Origin of the sequence: Sphingosinicella sp., assembly GCF_041916975.1 — a bacterium.
GTDB lineage: Bacteria > Pseudomonadota > Alphaproteobacteria > Sphingomonadales > Sphingomonadaceae > Sphingosinicella.
The window spans coordinates 2,228,785-2,249,787 of sequence record NZ_JAYRYK010000001.1 but is presented as its reverse complement, the minus strand read 5'-3'; the positions used below and the strand labels follow the sequence as shown (position 1 = coordinate 2,249,787).

At 66.6% G+C, this 21,003-nt stretch carries 19 protein-coding genes; 13 read left to right on the top strand and 6 right to left on the bottom strand.

The features are described from left to right. Positions 1-2: 2 nt before the first annotated feature. Complete coding sequence (gene mutS, locus ACE3TJ_RS10735) at positions 3-2,597, bottom strand: DNA mismatch repair protein MutS (protein WP_374596050.1); 2,595 nt, start codon at positions 2,595-2,597, stop codon at positions 3-5. Between the two features lie 104 nt (positions 2,598-2,701). Between mutS and ACE3TJ_RS10730 the strand changes: the two genes are divergently transcribed. Then, complete coding sequence (locus ACE3TJ_RS10730; protein WP_374596049.1) at positions 2,702-4,963, top strand: NADP-dependent malic enzyme; 2,262 nt, start codon at positions 2,702-2,704, stop codon at positions 4,961-4,963. A gap of 34 nt (positions 4,964-4,997) precedes the next feature. Then, a complete protein-coding gene (locus tag ACE3TJ_RS10725) occupies positions 4,998-5,765 on the top strand; it encodes an alpha/beta hydrolase (protein ID WP_374596048.1) in 768 nt (255 codons plus the stop codon). Here ACE3TJ_RS10725 and ACE3TJ_RS10720 read toward each other — a convergent pair. Then, the gene (locus tag ACE3TJ_RS10720) at positions 5,752-6,327 is read right to left on the bottom strand and encodes a GNAT family N-acetyltransferase (RefSeq protein ID WP_374596047.1); all 576 of its coding nucleotides are present in this window, start codon (positions 6,325-6,327) and stop codon (positions 5,752-5,754) included. The genes ACE3TJ_RS10725 and ACE3TJ_RS10720 overlap by 14 nt on opposite strands. Next, on the bottom strand, positions 6,324-6,776 hold the full coding sequence (locus tag ACE3TJ_RS10715; protein ID WP_374596046.1) for a cupin domain-containing protein: 453 nt from the start codon (positions 6,774-6,776) through the stop codon (positions 6,324-6,326). Before ACE3TJ_RS10715 ends, ACE3TJ_RS10720 begins: the two co-directional genes overlap by 4 nt. Positions 6,777-6,817: 41 nt before the next feature. On the opposite strand from ACE3TJ_RS10715, the gene dapE reads away from it, so the two are divergent. Continuing rightward, positions 6,818-7,954, top strand: coding sequence for a succinyl-diaminopimelate desuccinylase (gene dapE / locus ACE3TJ_RS10710; RefSeq protein WP_374596045.1), 1,137 nt, complete (start codon positions 6,818-6,820; stop codon positions 7,952-7,954). On the opposite strand, the gene ppc is transcribed toward dapE, so the two are convergent. Together ppc and ACE3TJ_RS10700 are read right to left on the bottom strand one after the other, a co-directional pair. Continuing rightward, the gene (gene ppc / locus ACE3TJ_RS10705) at positions 7,951-10,653 is read right to left on the bottom strand and encodes a phosphoenolpyruvate carboxylase (protein ID WP_374596044.1); all 2,703 of its coding nucleotides are present in this window, start codon (positions 10,651-10,653) and stop codon (positions 7,951-7,953) included. The two genes, dapE and ppc, sit on opposite strands and share 4 nt — an antisense overlap. 47 nt (positions 10,654-10,700) lie before the next feature. Further along, positions 10,701-11,279, bottom strand: a complete 579-nt coding sequence (locus tag ACE3TJ_RS10700) for an HNH endonuclease (RefSeq protein WP_374596043.1) — start codon at positions 11,277-11,279, stop codon at positions 10,701-10,703. A gap of 196 nt (positions 11,280-11,475) precedes the next feature. On the opposite strand from ACE3TJ_RS10700, the gene gluQRS reads away from it, so the two are divergent. The 10 genes from gluQRS to ACE3TJ_RS10650 all read left to right on the top strand — a co-directional run bounded on the left by gluQRS (position 11,476) and on the right by ACE3TJ_RS10650 (position 19,002). Then, on the top strand, positions 11,476-12,297 hold the full coding sequence (gene gluQRS / locus ACE3TJ_RS10695) for a tRNA glutamyl-Q(34) synthetase GluQRS (protein ID WP_374599393.1): 822 nt from the start codon (positions 11,476-11,478) through the stop codon (positions 12,295-12,297). Between the two features lie 58 nt (positions 12,298-12,355). Next, complete coding sequence (locus ACE3TJ_RS10690; protein ID WP_374596042.1) at positions 12,356-13,348, top strand: YdiY family protein; 993 nt, start codon at positions 12,356-12,358, stop codon at positions 13,346-13,348. Between the two features lie 55 nt (positions 13,349-13,403). Further along, positions 13,404-13,607, top strand: a complete 204-nt coding sequence (locus ACE3TJ_RS10685; RefSeq protein WP_374596041.1) for a twin transmembrane helix small protein — start codon at positions 13,404-13,406, stop codon at positions 13,605-13,607. A gap of 4 nt (positions 13,608-13,611) precedes the next feature. After that, positions 13,612-14,172 (top strand): cob(I)yrinic acid a,c-diamide adenosyltransferase, encoded by a 561-nt coding sequence (locus ACE3TJ_RS10680; protein WP_374596040.1) that lies wholly within the window; start codon positions 13,612-13,614, stop codon positions 14,170-14,172. A gap of 30 nt (positions 14,173-14,202) precedes the next feature. After that, positions 14,203-15,393, top strand: coding sequence for an ergothioneine biosynthesis protein EgtB (egtB, locus tag ACE3TJ_RS10675; protein ID WP_374596039.1), 1,191 nt, complete (start codon positions 14,203-14,205; stop codon positions 15,391-15,393). A gap of 13 nt (positions 15,394-15,406) precedes the next feature. Continuing rightward, the gene (gene egtD, locus ACE3TJ_RS10670; protein WP_374596038.1) at positions 15,407-16,369 is read left to right on the top strand and encodes an L-histidine N(alpha)-methyltransferase; all 963 of its coding nucleotides are present in this window, start codon (positions 15,407-15,409) and stop codon (positions 16,367-16,369) included. A 140-nt stretch (positions 16,370-16,509) separates the two neighbouring features. Then, positions 16,510-16,740, top strand: a complete 231-nt coding sequence (locus ACE3TJ_RS10665) for a hypothetical protein (protein ID WP_374596037.1) — start codon at positions 16,510-16,512, stop codon at positions 16,738-16,740. 84 nt (positions 16,741-16,824) lie between these two features. After that, on the top strand, positions 16,825-17,097 hold the full coding sequence (locus tag ACE3TJ_RS10660) for a hypothetical protein (RefSeq protein WP_374596036.1): 273 nt from the start codon (positions 16,825-16,827) through the stop codon (positions 17,095-17,097). 19 nt (positions 17,098-17,116) lie between these two features. Continuing rightward, on the top strand, positions 17,117-18,301 hold the full coding sequence (locus tag ACE3TJ_RS10655; RefSeq protein ID WP_374596035.1) for a YcaO-like family protein: 1,185 nt from the start codon (positions 17,117-17,119) through the stop codon (positions 18,299-18,301). Then, a complete protein-coding gene (locus ACE3TJ_RS10650; protein WP_374596034.1) occupies positions 18,292-19,002 on the top strand; it encodes a TfuA-like protein in 711 nt (236 codons plus the stop codon). Before ACE3TJ_RS10655 ends, ACE3TJ_RS10650 begins: the two co-directional genes overlap by 10 nt. On the opposite strand, the gene ACE3TJ_RS10645 is transcribed toward ACE3TJ_RS10650, so the two are convergent. Beyond that, the gene (locus tag ACE3TJ_RS10645; protein ID WP_374596033.1) at positions 18,974-20,977 is read right to left on the bottom strand and encodes a BTAD domain-containing putative transcriptional regulator; all 2,004 of its coding nucleotides are present in this window, start codon (positions 20,975-20,977) and stop codon (positions 18,974-18,976) included. The genes ACE3TJ_RS10650 and ACE3TJ_RS10645 overlap by 29 nt on opposite strands. Between the last annotated feature and the right edge of the window lie 26 nt (positions 20,978-21,003).

The window sequence follows — 21,003 nt, the reverse complement described above, 5'->3', positions numbered from 1 at the left end:
GCTCATGATATCGCCCCTCCGCCGCCGTCTGCCAAGCGCTTGAGGTCGTAGAGCGCATCGAGCGCCTCTCGCGGGCTCATCTCGTCCGGCCGCAGCGAGGCGAGCGCATCCCGAAGCGCGTCTCGTGCCGGTGCGGAAGGCGCCGCGGCGCTGAACAGCGGCAGGTCGCCGAGGCCCGCGGCGATACCGCCGGTCTTCGCCTTGCCCTGCTCCAACCGCGCGAGCACCTCGGAAGCGCGGTGCGTGACAAGCTCCGGCAGCCCTGCGAGACGCGCGACGGCGAGGCCGTAGCTGCGATCGGCCGCACCGGCGATCACCTCGTGCAGGAACACGAGTTCGCCCTTCCATTCGCGCACCTTCACCGTCGCGAGATGCACGGCGGAGAGGCGCTCGGCGAGTACGGTCAGCTCGTGATAGTGCGTCGCGAACAGGCAGCGGCTGGCAAGGCTGTCGTGCACCGCCTCCACCACCGCCCACGCGATGGCGAGCCCGTCGTAGGTGGAGGTGCCGCGGCCGACCTCGTCAAGGATGACGAGCGACCGCGCCGTCGCTTGCCGCAGGATCGCCGCCGTCTCCACCATTTCGACCATGAAGGTCGAGCGCCCCTCGGCGAGATTGTCCGATGCGCCGACGCGGCTGAACAGCCGGTCGACGACGCCGATGTGCGCCGACTGAGCAGGCACGAAGCTCCCCGTCTGCGCGAGCACGGCAAGCAGCGCGTTCTGACGCAGGAAGGTCGATTTACCGGCCATGTTGGGGCCGGTGAGCAGCCACAGGCGGCGGTCGGGTCCGAGATCGCAGTCGTTCGCAACGAATGCCTCGCGCTTCGAGCCGAGCGCCGCCTCGACGACCGGATGTCGACCGCCGCTAATATCGAAGGCGGTACTGCTATCCACCTCCGGCCGTACCCAGCCGCCGCGCGCGGCAAGCTCGGCGAGTGCTGCCGCGACATCGATGCGGGCGAGCGCGGCTGCCGTTTCTCCGGCAGCTTCCGCTTCGGCGAGCACAGTGTCGCGAAGCGCTGCGAAATGCGCGGTTTCCAGAGCCAACGCCTTCGTAGACGCCTCGGCGATGCGCGCCGCGAGATCGGCGAGATCGACACTGTTGAAACGGACGACGCCCGCGAGCGTCTGCCGGTGCGTGAAGCCGCTGTCCGCCGCCATCAGCGGGTCGGCGTAGCGCGCCGAGACCTCGACATGATAGCCGAGCACGTTGTTGTGGCGGATTTTGAGCGCGGCGATCCCGGTTGCATCGCGGTAGCGCGCCTCCAGCGCCGCGATATGGCGGCGCCCGTCCTGCGCGAGTCCGCGCAGTTCATCGAGCGCCGGGTCGAAGCCTTCCGCGACGAAGCCGCCGTCGGACACGGAAAAGCCCGGCTCGGGTACGAGCGCGGCAGCGAGGCCTTCGACGAGCGCGCCGTGCGGCCCGATGCGATCGAGGCAGTCCGCAAGCATCGCCGGCACGCCGAGCTGGCTTTCCGACAGGAGCCGTTTGAGATCGAGCGCGCCCGACAGCGCATCGCGCAGCAGGCCGAGATCGCGCGGACTGCCGCGCCCCGCCGAGAGCCGGCCGAGCGCGCGTTCGATATCGGCAATGCGCTTCAGCGCGCCGCGGACACGTTCACGTATGGTCGGCGCACCGACGAACCAGCCGACGAGATCGAGACGCCGGGCAATGGTTTCGGGATCGGTGAGCGGCGCGGCGAGATCGGCGCCGAGACGGCGTGCGCCCGCGCCGGTGACGGTGAGGTCGATGCAATCAAGGAGCGAGCCCTTGCGGCTGCCCGCCATGGTTTCGGCGAGTTCGAGGCTGGCGCGCGTCGCCGCATCGATCAGCATGGCGCTTTCGGGAAGGTGCCGTGCGGGCGGACGCAGGCGCACGGCGGCGTCTTTCTGTGTCGCCTCGACGAAGGCCATGAGCGCACCCGCCGCTGCCAGCTCGGCGCGCGTGAACGCCCCGAATCCGTCGAGCGTGCCGACATCGAACCGGCGGCACAGCTTCCGCTCGCCCGCCGTGCTGTCGAAATCGGCGCGCGGCCGCACGGCGACGAGGTGCCCGGCAGGCGCCTCTCTGCCGTCCGCGAGCAGAAGCTCGGCGGGACGCAGCCGCGCCAGCTCCGCGCCGACGAGTGCGGCGTCCACCGGCGCGGTCATGAACTCGCCCGACGACAGGTCGCACCACGCGAGGCCCATGCGCCCTTCCGCCTCACCGATGGCAGCGAGGCGATTGGCGCTCCGCGCATCGAGCAGGTTCTCCTCTGTGAGCGTACCCGGCGTCACGACGCGGATGACCGCGCGGCGCACGACCGATTTCGATCCGCGCTTCTTCGCCTCCGCCGGGTCTTCAACCTGCTCGGCGATGGCGACGCGGAAGCCCTTCGAGATCAGCCGCGCCAGATAGGTTTCGTGGCTGTGCGCGGGGACGCCGCACATCGCGATATCCTCACCCAAGTGCTGACCGCGCTTGGTCAGCGCGATATCGAGCGCGCCGGCCGCCGCGACAGCATCCTGAAAGAACATCTCGTAGAAATCGCCCATGCGGAAGAACAGCAGGCTGTCCCCAGCCTCTGCCTTAAGCGCGAGGTACTGCTCCATCATGGGTGAAGGGGAATCCGCTTTTACAGATTTCACGGATTGGGGACTGGCGTCAGCGCACATGCGGACGCTAATAGCGATCTCAGGCGCGTTGGTGGAGAAAACATTTGTCAAAAGGCAGTTCGGTCAAGTTCAGCGACCAGGAAGCCCTGCAATTCCATTCACAGGGCCGCCCCGGCAAGATCGAGATCATCGCATCGAAGCCGATGGCGACGCAGCGCGACCTCAGCCTCGCATACTCCCCCGGCGTCGCGGTGCCCGTGGAAGCGATCGCCGCCGACCCCGTGCTCGCCTACGACTACACCGCCAAGGGCAATCTTGTCGCCGTCATCTCCAACGGCACCGCCATCCTCGGCCTCGGCAACCTCGGCGCGCTCGCCTCGAAGCCGGTGATGGAAGGCAAGGCCGTCCTCTTCAAGCGCTTCGCCGACGTCGACGCGATCGACATCGAGCTTGCGAGCGAGGACGTCGATGCGCTGGTGAGCGCCATTTCGCTGATGGAGCCGAGTTTCGGCGGCATCAACCTTGAAGACATCGCCTCGCCGGACTGCTTCATCATCGAAAGCCGCCTGCGCGAGATGATGAACATCCCCGTGTTCCACGACGACCAGCACGGCACCGCGATCATCTCCGCCGCCGGCCTCATCAACGCGCTGAAGATCACCGGCAAGTCGATCAAGGATGTGAAGATGGTGGTAAACGGCGCCGGCGCCGCCGCCATCGCCTGCGCCGAACTCATCATCGCGATGGGGATGCCGCGCACGAACGTGCGCATGTGCGACCGCGACGGCGTGATCCACAAGGATCGCCACAACCTCAACCAGTGGAAATCCGCCTACGCGATCGAGACCGACGAGCGCACGCTGATGGATGCGATGCAGGGCGCGGACGTGTTCCTCGGCCTTTCCGCGGCGGGCGCGCTCAGCCCCGAGATGGTGAAGGCGATGGCGCCCAACCCCATCATCTTCGCGATGGCGAACCCGGTGCCCGAGATCCTGCCCGAAGACGCGCACGCCGTGCGTTCCGACGCGATCATCGCGACGGGCCGTTCGGATTATCCGAACCAGGTCAACAACGTCCTCGGCTTCCCTTACATCTTCCGCGGCGCGCTCGATGTGCGCGCGACGACGATCAATGAGGAAATGAAGATCGCCGCCGCCGAAGCGCTCGCCGATCTCGCGCGCGAGACGGTGCCGGACGAGGTCGCCGTCGCTTACGGCAAGCAGCCGGTGTTCGGCCCTGAATACATCATCCCCGCACCGTTCGATCCGCGCCTGATCGAGGCGATCCCGCTCGCCGTCGCCCGCGCCGCGATGCGCACCGGCGTCGCCCAGCGCCCGATCATCGACGAAGAGGCGTACCGCACGGAACTCCGCGCCCGCCTGAACCCGACGACGGCCGTGCTTTCGAACAGCTACGATGCCGCGAAAGCGAACCCCAAGCGCATCGTCTTCGCCGAGGGCGAGGAAGAGACCGTGCTGCGCGCCGCGATCACCATCAAGAACGCGGGCTACGGCGTTCCGGTGCTTGTGGGTCGCGACGACCGCGTGAAGGAGGGTCTGCGCAAACTCGGTGTCGACGACGCCGCCACCTTCGAAATCCACAATAGCCGCATCAGCCCGCTGGTGCCCGGCATGGCCGAACATCTCTATCGGCGCCTGCAGCGCAAGGGCGTGCTCTACCGCGACGCGCAGCGCATGGTGAACCAGGACCGCAACATCTTCGGCGCGCTCCTCGTCGCGCTCGGCCACGGCGACGTACTCGTCACCGGCGTGACGCGCCATTTCAGCCAGACGCTGAGCCAGGTGCAGCAGGTGATCGACCCGGCGCCGCGCCACGTGCCCTTCGGCATCCACCTCATCGTCGGCCGCTCCGACAGCTTCCTCATCGCGGACACCACGGTGAACGAGCGCCCGTCGGCTGAACAACTCGCCGACATCGCCGAGCAGACTGCAAGCGTCGCCCGCCGCATGGGCAAGACGCCGCGCGTCGCCTTCCTCTCCTATTCGAACTTCGGCAATCCACCCGGCGACATCACCACCGTACTGCGCGACGCGGTCGCCGTGCTCGACGATCGCCGTGTCGGTTTCGAATACGAAGGCGAAATGTCCGCCGACGTCGCGCTCAACCGCGATATGGCGAAGCTCTATCCGTTCAGCCGCCTCACCGGCCCTGCGAACGTGCTGATCATGCCCGGACTGCATTCGGCGAACATTTCGGCGAAGCTGCTGAAGGAGCTGGGCGGCGGACGCGTGTTCGGGCCGCTCTTGATGGGCATGTCGAAGCCGGTGCAGATCGTGCCGATGACCTCGACGACGAGCGATCTGGTGACAATGTCGGTGCTGGCGGCAAGCGGCGTTGTCGACTAACCTGCCCCTGTTTGGCGAACCGGAGGGCCCGTTCATGAGCAAGCCGCCGCTTCTCTTCATCCACGGCATGTGGTCGACACCGCATGTGTGGGACTGGTTCGCAGATCGCTACCGCGCCGCCGGATACGCCGTCCATGTGCCTGCGCTGCCCTATCACGACATCGATCCGGCCGAGCCGCCACCCGCCATCCTCGCCACGATCGGTATTCAGGACTATGTGGACGCGGTCGCCGCCGTGGTGCGCACGCTGCCTGAAAGCCCGGTGATCGTCGGCCATTCGATGGGCGGTATGCTCGCGCAGAAGGTCGCGGAGGCCACCGGCGCGCGTGGGCTCATCCTGCTGTCGCCCGGGCCGACGGCGGAAACCCAGAGCATTTCGCTGGCGCCGCTGCGCACCGTGTTCGGCATCGCCGTGAAGCGCCAGTGGTGGAAGCAGCCGACGAAGATCGACGCCGAACGCGCGCGCTGGGGCATCTTCAACGAAGTGCCCTTCGATGTCGCGAATGCGGAAATCGCGAAGCTCGTTTGGGATTCGGGCCGCGTGCTCTTTCAGATGTCGATGCCGTGGGCCGACAAGACGCGCGGCGCGCGGGTGGACTACGGCAAGCTTTCGATGCCCGCGCTCGTCGTGGTCGGCGACCGCGACCGCATCACCCCCATCGCCGTCGCGCGCGCGACCGCACGCGCGCTCACCGGCCACACAGACTACCGCGAGATCACGGGCGCCGGGCACTGGCTGTTCCACGATCCCGTCCGCGAAAAGGTCGCGGCGGAAATGGACAGCTTCCTCAGGCAGCTTTAGCCGGTCGCCACATCGGCCAGACTGGCGGGCAGCCGCGCGGCGCGGCGAGCAGCGGCAGTTCCTGAAACCCGAAGTGGCGATAGAGCGGCAGGTTCCGTTCCTTCGTGCTTTCGAGATAGCAGGGCAGATCCGCAGTATCGACGCGCTCCAGGCCCGCACGGATCAGCGCGCCGCCGAGACCTTTGCCCTGCGCTTCCGGCACCACGCCGACCGCGAACAGGAAGGCGTGCGGCTGCGGCGGATGCGCCTTGCTGAAAACGGCATCAAGCGCGAGCCCGCGCCGCATCGCACCAAGCCCCGCACTCAGGCCTAGCGCAGCCGCGACCTTGAGCGTGGCGATGAGCCCCGCATTCTTGTCACGCGCATCCATCAGCCAGAGCGTTGCGCCATCGCCGCCCGCCATGTGCCCGAAGCCCCGTGCCAGATAGAGATGGCGGGCAAGCGCCGTGAACGTCGGCGCCATGGGCCGGGTACCAAACACCCAGCGGTTGTCCGGATCATCGTGAAACGCGCGCGCGATGATGGCGCCTGCCGCTTTGGCATTGCGCGCCTCCGCGATCAAAACGCGCTGCCGTCCTTGCGCGTGAACGGGCCGTCGTTCCGTGGCAGGTGCATGTCGATATCGGGATAAGTGCACATATCGTCCGGCACATTGGTGCCGACGACGAGTAGCACGGCGTCCGCGTCCGAACGATTGATGAAATGGTGTGCATCACCGTCGTTCTTGGGAAAGGCAGCGCAGTCGCCGGGACGCATCAGCGTCTCGCCCGCGTTCGTCACCAGCACCGCCTCGCCCGAAATCAGCATCGCGAACTCATCCTCCGTGCTGTGCCAATGGCGCTGGCTCGACCATGCGCCGGGTTCGAGCCTGCAGAAATTGACGCCGAAATCGGTGAGACCGCCCGGTCCTGCGAGCCGCCGGTAGTGCCGCCCCGCGACGGCGGCGTTATGGGGCGCGGGATAGCCGGTGCGGCAGACTTCGGGGATCGCATCGAGATCGAGTTTTGGCATGGCGCTTCCTTAACCCAGCGGCACCACTATAAGCACCTCTCATGTCCGCTGCCACCGATCCGCTTGCGCTTGCCCGCGCGCTCATCCACTGCCCCAGCATCACGCCGCGCGACGAAGGGGCGCAGGCGGTGCTCGCCGAAGCGCTGGAGGCGATCGGCTTCAAGGTGTGGCGGCACGTGTGGGGCGAAGCGCCCGACGGCCCCGTACACAATCTCTTCGCGCGCATCGGAAGCAGCGGCCCTCATTTTGCCTTCGCCGGGCACACCGATGTGGTGCCAGTGGGCAACCGCGACGGGTGGTCGGTGGAGCCGTTCGCCGCCGAAGTCAGGAACGGGCAACTGGTCGGACGCGGTGCCGCCGACATGAAGGGCGCCATCGCCGCGTTCGTCGCGGCGGCCGCCGGGAATATTCCCGCGCAGGGTTCGCTCAGCCTCATCATCACCGGCGACGAGGAAGGCCCGGCAACGTTCGGCACCAAGCCGCTGCTCGACTGGATGGAGGCGACCGGCAACGTCCCCGATCACTGCCTCGTCGGCGAACCCACCAGCCGGCACCGGCTGGGCGACATGGTGAAAATCGGGCGGCGTGGTTCGGTGAACGTGTGGATTCGTGTGCAAGGCGCGCAGGGCCACGTCGCCTATCCGCACATGGCTGACAATCCGATCCGCCACCTCGTCAACATTCTCCACGCGCTGCAGGCGCGCGAGCTTGATACCGGCAATGCGTGGTTCGATCATTCGAACCTCGAAGTCACCGACATGACCGTAGGCAATCCGGCGACGAACGTGATCCCGGCGATCGCGGAAGCGCGGCTCAACATCCGTTTCAACGACGAGCACACCGGCGCGAGCCTCGTGCAGTGGATCGAAAAGGTCGCCGCGCGCGAGACGGCCGGTGCAAGCGTCGAGGCAAAGATTTCGGGCGAGGCGTTCCTCACCGAACCCGGCGATTTCAGTGCGCTTCTCGCCGATGCGATCCGCGCCGAAACCGGCGTCGAAACCGAGTTCTCGACCAGCGGCGGCACATCGGACGCACGCTTCATCCGCCGCCTGTGCCCGGTCGTAGAATTCGGCCTGCCCGGCCAATCGATGCACAAAACGGACGAACATGTCGCCGTGGATGATCTCCACGCGCTCACCCGCATCTACGGGCGCATCCTCAAAGACTATTTCGCCTAACCGCTGTTGCGCAGACCCGCGGCGATGCCGTTGATCGTGAGGTGGATGCCCTCGCGCACGCGGGCATCCGTCTCGCCGCGCCGATAGCGGCGGATGAGTTCCACCTGCAGCGCGTTCAGCGGCTCGATGTAGGGCAGGCGCATACGGATGCGGCGCGCGAGCACGGGATCGTCGCCGAGTACATCAGCCTTGCCGGTGATTTCCAGCAGCGCACCCCGCGTGCGGTGCCAGCCCGCACTGATCGCGCCGAACACCTTGGCCCGAATCGCCTCGTCTTCCACGAGATCGCTGTAGAGCGCGGCGATATCGATGTCGGACTTCGCGAGCACCATTCCCATGTTCGAAAGCGTCGCCGCGAAGAACGGCCACTCGGCGTTCATCGCGCGTAGCAGCCCCTTGTCTTCAAACCCGGCGAGCGCCGTGCCGACGCCGTACCAGCCGGGCAGCATCACGCGCGATTGCGACCAGCTGAACACCCAGGGGATCGCACGCAGATCCTCGATCCGGTCGGACTTCGTGCGCGACGACGGCCGTGAGCCAATCTTGAGTTCGGCGATCTCGCCTACGGGCGTTGCTGCACGGAAATACGTGTTGAAGCCGGGCGTCTCGTAAACGAGCCCGCGATACGCCGTGCGCGCGGCGGCGCTCAGCGTCTCCATCGCCGCGCGAAAGCGCGCGAGGTCGGCAGGATCGGTTTCGGGCGGTGCCAGCGTCGCGAGCAACGTTGCTGACGTCATGGTTTCGAGATTCAGCGCAGCGAGTGCGGGCGTCCCGTATTTGGAGGCGATCACCTCACCCTGTTCCGTGATGCGGATACGCGCGCCGACCGTGCCCGGCGGCTGCGCACGGATGCCCGCGAACGCCGAGCCGCCGCCGCGCCCCACCGTGCCGCCGCGCCCGTGAAAAAGCTGCAGCCGCACACCCGCCCCGGCGAATACATCGGCGAGCGCCTGCGACGCTTCGAACAGCGCCCAGCTCGACGTCAGATAGCCGCCGTCCTTGTTGCTGTCCGAATAGCCGATCATCACTTCCTGCACGCCACCGCGCGCTTCGGCGAGCGCCTGCGCTTCCGGCATCGACAGGAATGCACGCATCACGGCAGGCGCGGCTTCGAGATCCTCGATCGTCTCGAACAGCGGCGACACCATGACGTCACATGCCGGAATATCGCCGGGTCGGTAAAGGCCGACTTCCTTCAGGAGCAGGTACACCTCGAACAGATCGGCGACGCAGGTCGAGTGCGAGATCACGTAGTTGCGGACGGCGGCCGGGCCGTAGCGCGCTTGCGCCTCGGCGGCCGCGCGCAGGATGGCGAGCTCGCTTTGCGCGAGATCCGAATACTCGGCAAACGGACTGCCGAGCATACGCCGGTGCGCGAGTTCGCTGCGCAGCAGCGCCGTGCGCTCATCGGGTGTGAGGGCTTCATAATCGGCGCACACACCCGCCTCGCGCAGCAACTCCGCAACGACGGCGCGGTGGATACCGCTGTTCTGCCGCATGTCGAGTGAGGCAAGGTGAAAGCCGAAGATGCGCGCAGCGCGGATCAGGTCGTCGAGACGATTGCCCACCAGCCGCTCGCCGCCGTGCGCGACAAGGCTCGCGCGCACCACCTCGAGGTCGGCGATCAGCGCATCCGGCCCGGCATAGCTCTCCGCGATCAGCGTCGAGGCGCGCGGCGGGCGGGTGCCCGTCAGTTCCGCATGGGTCTCTGCGAGGCGCGCGTAGATGCCCGAAAGCGCGCGGCGATAGGGTTCGTCCTGCCGGTGCGGAGACTCATCACCGCTTTCGTCGGCAAGCGCGGCAAGGTCCGGCGTGATGCCCGCGATCGAGGCGCTGATCGAAAGTTCAGCGCCGAGCCGGTGCACCTCGTCCAGATAATATTGCAGCGCCGCGCGCGCTTGCCCCGCGAGTGCCGCGCGCAACGTTTCGGCGGTGACAAACGGGTTGCCGTCGCGGTCACCGCCGATCCAGCTGCCCGGTTTCAGGAAGCTGCCGACCTCGGCGCCCATCAGCGCCTCGGCACGGCGGTGCAGCGCGGGCAACACCGGCAGCAGGCTGTCGCGCATCACCGAGAGCACATTCGCGATCTCGTCGACGACGAGCAGGCGCACCGCGCGCAGCGGGCGTGTTTGCCAGAGCAATGCGATCTGCCGGTAAAGCTCCGCATCGACGGCCCCAGCATCGGCGACAGACGGACGGCTCGCAATGAGTTCGGCAATGGCGCTCTCGCGATCGATCACGCTTTTGCGCCGCACCTCGGTCGGGTGCGCCGTGAGCACGGGCGAGATCAGCGCGCCCATCAATGTCGCTGCGACCTCTCCCGGCGCAATGCCGTGACGCGCGAGTTCGGCGAGCGCACCTTCGAGGCGTTCGGGGCGGGTTTCCGATCCCTCCGGCACGATCGCCGCCTGCCGATCCTCGGCGATGTTCGCGAGGAGCGAGAAGTTGAGGAAGCCGCGGATGAAACGCACCGCCTCGTCGAGGCTGAGCCCAGCGAGGAGCCGCGCGAGTTCGGCGCGCCGTTCCGGCCCGTCGTCACGGTGCACCGCGACCGAGGCCTGCCTCAACGCCTCGATCGTATCGAACGCGGCCTTGCCATCGAAATCGCGGATGACGTCACCCAGAAGACGGCCGAGGTGGCGCACTTCATCACGGTCGGAAAGCATGGCGGCGGGCTGGCGTAGTGGAACGGGGTTCATGCGGGCAACGCTATTCCCGCCGATGCTGCACCGCAACAGGAGAACGTCTAGGCCTCGAGTTCGGTGTCCCAATAGAGGTAATCGCGCCACGTTTCATGGAGGTGGTGCGGCGGGAAGGCCCGGCCATTCACCTGCAGCTCGTGCGCGGTTGGCTGGCGAGGCGCCGAGCGCAGCGCCATGTGCGCCTCCGCCGGCGTGCGTCCGCCCTTGCGCAGGTTGCAGGGCGCGCACGCCGTAGTGACGTTCACCCATGTCGTGCGACCGCCGTAGGCGCGCGGGACGACGTGATCGAAGGTGAGATCGTGCCGCCCGCCGCAATACTGGCAGCTGAACCGATCGCGCAGGAACAGGTTGAAGCGCGTGAACGCCGGATGCGACGACGGCTTCACATAATCCCGAAGTGCGATCACCGAGGGCAGCCGCATCGCGAAGCGCGGGCTGTGCACCACGCGGTCGTATTCGGCGACGACCGAGACCCGATCGAGAAACGCCGCCTTGATCGCGGTCTGCCACGACCACAGGCTGAGCGGATAATAAGAAAGCGGCGTATAATCGGCGTTCAACACCAATGCCGGGCAACTCTCCGGCGAAACCGCACGCGCATCGAGAAGTTCGGTCGTATACATTGAGCCCCAGTCCGCAATTTCGCGGACTGCCGGGGCGCTACCCGTACCCTGTCGCACGCAAGGCGGCCGCACCGGCCGTCCGTAACCTTACTGCACGCACCATACAGCGTATTGTGTGTCGCCGCTATGACACCACTTGATCTGGGGTGAGGTCAATGCGCTTTGTGCAGACTGCGCCAAGATTTTCGAGGAGTCCATCATAACGGTCGTCACGCGCTTCGCGCCGAGCCCCACGGGGCGACTGCATTTGGGCCACGCCTTCTCGGCGCTCATGGCGTTCCGCTTTGCCGAAGCGCACGGCGGCCGCTTCCTGCTACGCATCGAGGACATCGACACCGGGCGCTGTCGCCCCGAGTTCGTGGACGGTATTTTCGAGGATCTCGTGTGGCTCGGCCTCGCATGGGAAGCGCCCGTGCGCCGCCAATCCGAGCACATGGCCGACTATGCCGCGGCGCTCGCGCGGTTGCAGGCGGCGGGTGTGGCGTATCCCTGCTTCTGCACGCGTGCCGACATCGCCGCCGCGGCCACCGCCCCGCACGGCATGCAGGCGCTCTACCCGGGCACCTGCCGCGCGCTAGATGCGCAAACACGCGCCGGGCGAATGGCAGAGCCGCACGCATGGCGCCTCGATGTGCATCGCGCCGCCGCCATCGCCGGGCCGCTTTCGTGGCACGACGCGGCTGAGCGCGAGATCGCGGCAACGCCCGAGGCGGAAGGCGACGTCGTGCTCGCGCGCAAGGATGCAGGCACCAGCTACCACCTCTCGGTCACTGTCGACGACGCACTGCAGGGTGTTACCGACATCGTGCGCGGCGAGGATCTGTTTTCCGCGACGCACATCCACCGTCTGTTGCAGGCGCTGCTCGGGCTGCCGACGCCGCGCTACCACCACCATCCGCTGCTCACAGGCCCGGACGGCAAGCGCCTTGCCAAGCGCGATCGCGCCGAAACACTCGCCGAGCTTCGTGCGCGCGGCGTCCCGCCCGAAGTGATAAAACATCAGCTCGGTTTTGCCTGACGCGCCGACTTTTGTTAGGCGGTGTCCGCCGGGGGGCGAGAGACAAGGAGATCGACACGTGTGGCGTATCGCGCTCGCCGCTCCCTTTTGCGTTGCCGCCGCCACTGCGTCCGCGCAGGCGGCCCCGCCCCTTGAGGTGCCCGTCGAGGCGTCCGTTGAGGTGCCTGCCGAGGTGCCGGCTGAAGAGAAGCCCGCCGAAGGCGTGCTGCCTGCGCCCGTCGCCGAGATGATCCGCGCGGCAGAGCCCGGCCAGCTCGATACGATCGCGGCGCTCGCACGCCGCACGCAGCCGCAGGCGATGGCTGAGATCGACGCGATGGTTTCGGAAATCCGTGCCGTGCAGGAAGCCGAGAAGCAGCGCCGCCGGATTCTGGCAACGCAGGGCTTCACAAACGGCTGGGAGGGCGAGGCCGCGCTCGGCGCGACCTTCACCACCGGCAACACCGATCAGCAGGGCGCATCCGGCAAGATCGATCTTGTGAAACAAGGCCTCACGTGGCGACACCGCCTGTTCGCCGAGGCCGATTTCCAGGAATCGGACGGCGAGCGTACGCGCGAACGCTACGGCGCCTCCTATCAGGCGGATCATCGCTTCAGCCCGCGCTTCTACACCTTCGGCTTCATCGGCTGGGAAAACGATCGCTTCGCAGGTTTCAGCCGCCGCTTCACCGAATCCGCCGGTTTCGGCTGGATCGCAGCGGAGCGCCCACGCCTGCGGCTCGCGCTCGAAGGCGGCCCGGCGCTTCGGCAGACGCGCTTCGTCTTCGATGAACTGGAGCCCGATGCAGACCGCAGCCGGAATGAGCTCAGCGTGCGCGGCAAGACCAACCTGCGCTGGACGATCGTCGGCGATCTCATCTTCACGGAAGACGCGGGCTTCATCGTGGGCAACGGCAACGACACGCTGTTCGCCAACAGCGCGCTCACCACGAAGCTCGTCGGCAGCCTTTCGACACGCCTGTCGTTCGATGTGAAGCACGAAACCGATCCGCCGGACGACCGCGTGAAGACCGACACAGTGACGCGCGCCAGCCTCGTCTACAAATTCTGAGCACGGATACGCAGCGGCGTGACATGCGCGCCGAAACCCGTATTAGTCTTGACGAATGACCGGACTCGTCATCACCCTCATCGTGCTCGGCGCGCTCGCGACTGCCGCCGTTCTCGTGCGCGGCATCATCGTGATGGCGCGTGGGAAGGACATTACCGGCCAGCAATCGAACAAGCTGATGAGCTACCGTGTGCTGCTGCAGGGCGTCACCGTTGTTCTGGTCATCATCCTCATCATGATGTCCCGGAACGGCGGCTGATTTCATGGTCAAGCTCAACAAGATCTACACGCGCACAGGAGACGACGGCACCACCGGCCTCGTCGACGGCAGCCGCCGCGCCAAACACGACGCGCGCGTGGCCGCCTACGGCACTGCCGACGAGGCGAACAGCGCGATCGGCGTGGCGCGGCTTCATGCGACCGGCGAAGACGATGCGATGCTGGCGCGTATCCAGAACGACCTCTTCGACCTCGGCGCCGACCTCGCGACACCGGGCGAGATCACGGGCGCACTCCGCGTCACACAGGCGCAGGTCGACCGGCTGGAGCGCGAGATCGATGCGATGAACGCCGATCTGGAGCCGCTCACCAGCTTCATCCTGCCCGGCGGATCAGCGCTTGCCGCGCATCTCCACGTCGCGCGCACCGTCGTCCGCCGTGCCGAGCGCATCGCGGTGGAGGCGAACGAGACGGATGCGATCGGCGATCTGCCGATCAAATATTTGAACCGTTTGTCCGATCATTTGTTTGTCATGGCACGTCACTGCAACGACAAGGGCAGGGCCGACGTGCTTTGGGTTCCCGGCGCAAACAGGGAAAGCTGAGCCGGCCCTTCCCCGCGCATGGGGAAGCACATGGCTTCACGAACGGTTTCACAATCCGCTTCGCTTCGGGAGTTCTTCCGGGCGACACGGCAACATAGCCTTGATCTTGCCGCCCCGCTTTCGGACGCCGACGCGAGCGCACAGTCGATGCCCGATGCAAGTCCCGCGAAATGGCACCTCGCGCACACGACATGGTTCTTCGAAACCTTCGTGCTGACGCCACACATGCCGGGTTACCGCGCTTTCAACCCGGCATACGGCTTCCTGTTCAACAGCTACTACGAATCCGCCGGGCCGCGCCTCCGCCGCGACCGGCGTGGCCTCCTGACGCGACCGGCGCTTGCCGAAGTTCTCGCGTGGCGCACGCACGTCGATGCCGCGCTGGACCGCGCGCTCGATGATCTGCCGGACGCCGCGCGGGCACTGGTCACGCTCGGCTGCCACCACGAGCAGCAGCATCAGGAACTGCTGCTGACCGATCTGCTGCACCTGTTCTCGGAAAACCCCCTCGCGCCCGTTTATACGGAGGACGCTCCGTTCCCGGCGGCAAACGCCGATGCCCATGATTGGCTGGCGCATCCCGGCGGCATCGTTTCCATCGGCCACGCTGGTGATGGCTTCGCGTTCGACTGCGAAACGCCCCGCCATCCCGTTCTGCTGCAACCCTTCGCGCTCGGATCGCGGCTTGTGACGAACGCCGAATGGGCGACGTTCATCGATGACGGCGGCTATCGTACGCCAACGCTCTGGCTTTCGGACGGATGGGCATGGGTAGAGCGCGATGACGTCACCGCGCCGCTTTACTGGCAGCGCGAAGACGGCGGCTGGTCCACGATGACGCTCGCAGGGCGACGGTCCATCGATACCGCCGCACCCGCAACGCACATCAGCTATTTCGAGGCCGACGCCTTCGCGCGCTGGGCCGGCGCGCGCCTGCCGCGTGAGGCGGAATGGGAAGCGATGGCTGGAAGCCCGGCACTGTCGCAAATGTTCGGCGCCTGCTGGCAATGGACCCAAAGCGCCTACGCCGCCTATCCCGGCTTCCAGCCGGCGGCGGGCGCGGTCGGCGAGTACAACGGCAAGTTCATGTGCGGGCAATTCGTGCTGAAAGGCTCATCGTGCGCAACGCCCGCAGACCACGCCCGCAACACCTATCGCAACTTCTTCTATCCCCACCAGCGCTGGCAATTCACCGGCGTACGGCTGGCGAAAGACATTTAGGAACGGATGCGTCATGACGTCAGCAACAGAAGCCCTGCTGAAGGACGATTTCGCGGATGCCGTGGTGCGGGGACTGTCTCAGCCCCGCAAGGTGATCCCGGCGCGCTACCTCTATGATCGACAGGGTTCCGAGCTTTTCGAAGCGATCACCACACTTCCCGAATATTACCCAACCCGCACCGAAACAGCCCTTCTGGATGCGCACGCCCACGAAATCGGACGAATCGCCGGCACCGGCAAGGTGGTTGTGGAGTTCGGTTCGGGCTCCTCGACGAAAACTCCGGTGTTCGTGGAGGCTGTGCGAGCCTCCGCTTACGTGCCGATCGATATTTCCGCGGACTTCCTGCACGATGCAGCCGCCGGGTTGGCGCGCCTTCTGCCCGGTCTCGATATCCTGCCGGTTGCGGCGGACTTCACGAAACCGATCGCACTTCCCCGGGCCACCCGGGGCAGCCCGATGATCGGCTTCTTCCCCGGCTCCACCATCGGCAACCTCACACACGCCGCCGCCATCGACCTGCTACGCGCGTTCCGCGCCACGCTCGGAGAAGCGCCGTGGCTCGCCATCGGCATCGATCTGCGCAAGAACCCGCGCCTGATCGAGGCGGCTTACGACGATTCGGCCGGCGTGACCGCAGCGTTCAACCTCAACCTGCTGGCGCGCATCAACCGCGAACTCGGCGGCAACATCCCGCTGGACGCCTTCGAGCACCGCGCGCTGTGGAACGACGATCTCGGCCGTATCGAAATGCATCTCGCTGCGACACGCGACGTACGCTTCCATGCAGCCAGCGAAACGTTCAGTCTTCGCGAAGGCGAGACGATCCATACTGAAAACAGCCACAAATACACGATCGAGGAGGCGCGCCTCCTTGCCCGCGCGGCCGGGTGGCGGCCTATCCGCTACTGGACCGATGCGCGCGGCTTGTTCAGCCTGCACCTGTGGCGCGGCGGCGCACACGAAATGGAGCCGTAACGCCCCATTTTGGGCGATTTGACGATGATCTGACGGAGCATTCGCAGGGCGGCTGACGCTGGCAGCCTAGAAGAGCACGTGTCGGTGGTGGTGGTCGCAGCCGCTGCCGGCACGAAATTCTCCTTTGAAAGCGCGAACCCATGCCGTCCGATCTCAAGCGCATTCTCGTTGCCGCCGCGCTCGCCGCCGCCGCGTTCAACGCCACCGCACCCGCCAGCCGCGCTGTCGACATGCCCGGCGCACCCGCGATGCTTGCGGGCGCCGATGCCGCACCGCGCCTTTTCTTTGCCGAGCACCGGCCGAACCGGATTCGGATCGGAAAGTGCGCGGAGGAAGAGGACATCCACTTCACCAACCTTCTGGAAATCTGATCTTCACTCTGTTTGTCTCTGGCGCTTTCCTGCCGCCGGACGTAGGCAATGCGGACTGAATCCATCAGGCAGGAGGCAGAAACCATGAGCGTACCCCCGACGATCACGCGCGTTCAGCTCGGCGGCTCCAGCGAACCGACGTTCATCATCAAGGATGGCGAAACTTACTACGTCACCCAGTCGGTCGCGACTTACGATCTCGCACAGGCGAAGACCGATCAGGAAAAGTCTGACGTCGAAAACCTCATCCGTATCTTCGACGCCGCGAAGAAGGCGGGCGATTCGGTCGAGGCGGTAAAGCTGCCCAAGGCCAACAACGTCATGGCCTTCCAGCAGACCTGGGGCGGCGGTAAGTAAAGCGGACAATCGGCTTGTGATGAGCGGTGGCGCTGCCGGGTTCCGGCAGCGAACGGGGGATTATGCCCGGACACTTCCCGAATGGCTGACGCTGGTGCCGCCCTCCGACCGTTGGCGGCAGGTCGATTCCGCGGCGCTGCTCCTGCAGCTCGGCCCGGTGCTCGACTGGGCAGGCGTCACGCGGGTCGGCGAGGTGACGCACCTCGATCGCATCGGCCTGCCGGTGTTTCAGGCGGTGCGTCCGATGAGTCGCTCGCTTGCCGTACATCAGGGCAAGGGGCGGTGCGAAGCCGACGCGCGCATTTCCGCCGTAATGGAGGCGATCGAGGGGGCGTGCGCGGAATCCGTGCAGGTGGACGGGCCGTTCTGCCGCTACGACGACCTTGACGAGGAGACACGCCTACCCCGCTTCCTCGACTATGGCGAGGTCCGGCCAAGCCGAACGCGTTGGCCGGATGCGCCCGTCCGTTGGCACGCGGCGGAGCGCTTCCCGGAAGGTGGCCGGATTTTCGTCCCCTTCGATACGGTTTCGGTGGATTTCACGTTTGATGGCGACAGCCCCTTCGCGCGATCAAGCCTTGGCCTTGGTGCGGGGGCAAACCTTGAGGACGCAACCGTAGCGGCACTCCTCGAACGCATCGAACGCGACGCGCAGGCCTACTGGCTCAAAGGCGGCATGGCCGGGCAGGCGCGGGCGCGCGTTGATCCAGAGACGATAGAAGCGCCGTGGTTCCACGCGCTTACGCACCATCTCGCGGGTCTCGGCATCGCCATTGCCGTGTATGTCGTGGAGGGCGCCGGCCGACTCCCGGTGGTGATGTGCCGTCTCGATGATCCAGGCTATGCGCCCTCGTTCCTAGGCGCCGCGTGTCGCCCCGATCCCGACGACGCTCTGTTCCGCGCCTTCGCCGAGGCGGCACAATCGCGCCTCACCATCATCAGCGGAGCGCGCGACGACATCACGCCCGAAGAACCCACGCAGGCCGGGCATCGCGCGCTCGGGGCGCCAACCGGTCAAAGCATAGACTGGCACCGCGTGCGCGATGCCTATTCGGCGCGCCCCAGGCTTGAAGCGCTGTGCGCGCGCCTTGCCGAGGACGGCGTACGGAACATGCTGCGCTGCGACATCTCCCCGCCCTGCCGCAGCGTCAGCGTCGTACGGCTGTGGATGCCGGGAATGCTGGGCTCCGAACAATGCCTTTAAGCGTTTACATCGGCCCCACGCTCTCCCCCGAAAACCGCACCACCGCCGACACCATCACATATCTTCCCCCGGCCAGCGCCGGCGACATGCTCGCGCTTGCCAAACAGCCGCCGCACCGCGTGCTGCTCATCGACGGCATCTTCGAAGCCGCGCGCGCGCCGTGGCACAAGGAAATCCTTGTGCTGCTCGCCGAAGGCTTCGACGTGTGGGGGGCGGCAAGCCTTGGCGCGCTCCGCGCCGCGGAGCTTCACCGCTTCGGGATGCGTCCGGAGGGCGCCATTGCGCGCGCCTATGCCGCCGGGCGCATTATCGGGGACGACGAGGTGGCGGTTGCCCACGCGCCGAGCGCCTTGGGTCACCGCGCGCTTTCACTGGCGCAGGTCGATGTGCGTGCCACGCTCGCCGCAGCGCTTCGTGCGCACGTGCTGACTGTGGACGAGGCTCAGCGCCTTCGTACCGCGTCGCACGCCATCTTCTTCAAGGACCGCACGATACCCGCGCTGATCTCCACCGCCGCAGAGCTGTTACCGGACCGCGCAGAGCGTTTCGCGGCGTGGCTGCCGACCGGCTTCGTTTCGCAGAAGGCTCGAGATGCGCAAGGCGCCATCACTGCCGCCATCACCGCACCATTCACCCCCTGCCGTCGCGAGCCGCCGCCCGAAACGCTATTCCTCAAGCGGCTTCGGGATGAGCGTCCCTGAGCACGGGGCCGAGATAGGACGAAAACAGCGACCAATGTTCGGGCTTCCGGAACGGCAGGTGCGCGTGCAGCCACGAGACCATGTTGCCGTCCGTCATCGGCACGTCGGGCGACCAGATCGCCGCGATGCGCTGCCGCCACGCTGCCGCCATGGCCTGTCCTGCGGGATGCCCGACCGCGCAGCTTGCAAGCACGCCGTAGAGATCGGCGAACACCGTCGGCTCCACGATCAGGTCGAAGTAGGCCACGGCCTCGTCAGGCCTCCGCTGCATCAGTTTGAGGAAGCCGAGGTCTTCGAAGAAATTGTCGTTGGGCAGCGGATCGAGATCGAGGCAGCGCTGCAGATAGTCGCCGCCTTTCGCATGTTCGCCGAGGAAAATGAGGCCGAAGGCCGCCTCCTTGATGCGCTCCGAGTGATAGGGGTTGAGCTCCACCGCCTTTTCGAAATGCGCGCGCGCGGCATCCCATCCGCCGCGCCAGAGCTGGCACCAGCCCATCACCGTGTAGCCGTGAATGTGGCCACGATCGAGCGACAGCGCGGTCTTCGCCAGCTCGAAGGCACGCACCCGGTTCGGCGCTGGGTCGATACCTGCGATCTTGTAGAAATAGTTGGTATTGTAGAGCCGGATGAGATGCGGATAGGCGACCGCGAGGTCCGGCGCGTCGGCGATCACGCCTTCGAGAAGATCGGCCGCCGCTTTCGCTTCGCCCAGCGTGGCCGCCGTCCGCGCGCGGTGGCGGGCAACGAGGTAACGGTCGTACACGGCACCCGGCTGTGCGCGCGGAACGGCATCGCGCTCGACGCGCGGCGTCACCGCACCGATGATCCGATCGACCATCGCATCGATCGCCTCCTGAAGATCGCCCACCTCGATCGACACGGGGTTCGACCAGACGACCGAACGATCGGAAAGGCGCGTCAGCACCGGTGTCACCCGCATGTGCGTGCCCGATTGCCGGAGCGTTGCGGTGAGCGCATAGGCGATCGTTCCCGCGCCGAACATCGCCGCCTCGTCCGACGACGGCATACGGTCTTCCACCAGCACTCGCAGATCCTTGAAGCGGGACAGGCCGGACAGAACCTCCTCGCGCACACCATCCGCAAGGTGCATCAGATTGCTCGCAAAGCCCGTTTCGGCGAAGGGGCACACCAGCAGCAGCGGCGGCCCATCGTGGGCGGGAAGCACTGGAAGCGCGGGCGCTGCCAGCGCTACAGGCTCGGCCACCGGCGCGCTGGCGACTGCGGCAAGCGCGTCGAGCGCGGTAGAGCCTGGCACTGTGCCCAGTTCGGCAGCGAGATAGTCCCGCAGCTTCTGGAAGCGCCGGTGGGCAATAGGTGCCGCGCCGCGCATCGCATCGGCCCGCATGGCGAGCACGGTGACCTCTTCGTCGCCCGGATCGCGCAGCAGATAATGATCCGCGATGCGCCGGGCCGACTCCGCATCGCCGGTTTCTATCGCCCGGGAGAGGCCGCGCCGCGCCGCATCGGCAAGCCGCGCATCAAAATCGGCGCGGGCGAGCGTCAGCCACTCGTCATACTCATCGCTGACGAACAGCCCGCCGAGCAGTTGTTCCCGCCCCGCAGTTTCGATCGCATCCGCGATGCTTGCAGATGGCCCCGTCATCGCCGCCTCGATCTCGGCGATATCGCTCGTCCAGCCATGGCCCAGCGAGACGCTTTCCCGGTCCGAAGAGAGAATGTCGACGCCGGTATCGCCCGCGGCGCTGCGGACTTCGAGCAGGCATTGCCGGAGGCTGCCGCGCGCCTGCGCTTCCCCACGATCACCCCAGAACAGATCAGCAAGCCGCGCACGCGTAGCCGTATACCCACGCGAGAGCGCAAGATACGCGACGAGCGCGCGCGCGCGCTTGGAGCGCGGCGTGACATCCGCACTGCCGACGCTGAATCGCACCTCTCCCAGGAGCTGCAAACGCAAATGCACGCCACCGCCGCCCGGCGATGTCTCCCTGTTCACGACCGACCCCGACTGCTTCTTTTTGG

Excerpts from the sequence above, each read along its gene's own strand:
- mutS (WP_374596050.1), bottom strand. The coding sequence starts at position 2,597 with ATGATGGAGCAGTACCTCGCGCTTAAGGCAGAGGCTGGGGACAGCCTG.
- ACE3TJ_RS10725 (WP_374596048.1), top strand. The coding sequence starts at position 4,998 with ATGAGCAAGCCGCCGCTTCTCTTCATCCACGGCATGTGGTCGACACCG.
- ACE3TJ_RS10715 (WP_374596046.1), bottom strand. The coding sequence starts at position 6,776 with ATGCCAAAACTCGATCTCGATGCGATCCCCGAAGTCTGCCGCACCGGC.
- dapE (WP_374596045.1), top strand. The coding sequence starts at position 6,818 with ATGTCCGCTGCCACCGATCCGCTTGCGCTTGCCCGCGCGCTCATCCAC.
- ppc (WP_374596044.1), bottom strand. The coding sequence starts at position 10,653 with ATGAACCCCGTTCCACTACGCCAGCCCGCCGCCATGCTTTCCGACCGT.
- ACE3TJ_RS10700 (WP_374596043.1), bottom strand. The coding sequence starts at position 11,279 with ATGTATACGACCGAACTTCTCGATGCGCGTGCGGTTTCGCCGGAGAGT.
- ACE3TJ_RS10685 (WP_374596041.1), top strand. The coding sequence starts at position 13,404 with ATGACCGGACTCGTCATCACCCTCATCGTGCTCGGCGCGCTCGCGACT.
- ACE3TJ_RS10680 (WP_374596040.1), top strand. The coding sequence starts at position 13,612 with ATGGTCAAGCTCAACAAGATCTACACGCGCACAGGAGACGACGGCACC.
- egtB (WP_374596039.1), top strand. The coding sequence starts at position 14,203 with ATGGCTTCACGAACGGTTTCACAATCCGCTTCGCTTCGGGAGTTCTTC.
- egtD (WP_374596038.1), top strand. The coding sequence starts at position 15,407 with ATGACGTCAGCAACAGAAGCCCTGCTGAAGGACGATTTCGCGGATGCC.
- ACE3TJ_RS10665 (WP_374596037.1), top strand. The coding sequence starts at position 16,510 with ATGCCGTCCGATCTCAAGCGCATTCTCGTTGCCGCCGCGCTCGCCGCC.
- ACE3TJ_RS10660 (WP_374596036.1), top strand. The coding sequence starts at position 16,825 with ATGAGCGTACCCCCGACGATCACGCGCGTTCAGCTCGGCGGCTCCAGC.
- ACE3TJ_RS10655 (WP_374596035.1), top strand. The coding sequence starts at position 17,117 with ATGAGCGGTGGCGCTGCCGGGTTCCGGCAGCGAACGGGGGATTATGCC.
- ACE3TJ_RS10650 (WP_374596034.1), top strand. The coding sequence starts at position 18,292 with ATGCCTTTAAGCGTTTACATCGGCCCCACGCTCTCCCCCGAAAACCGC.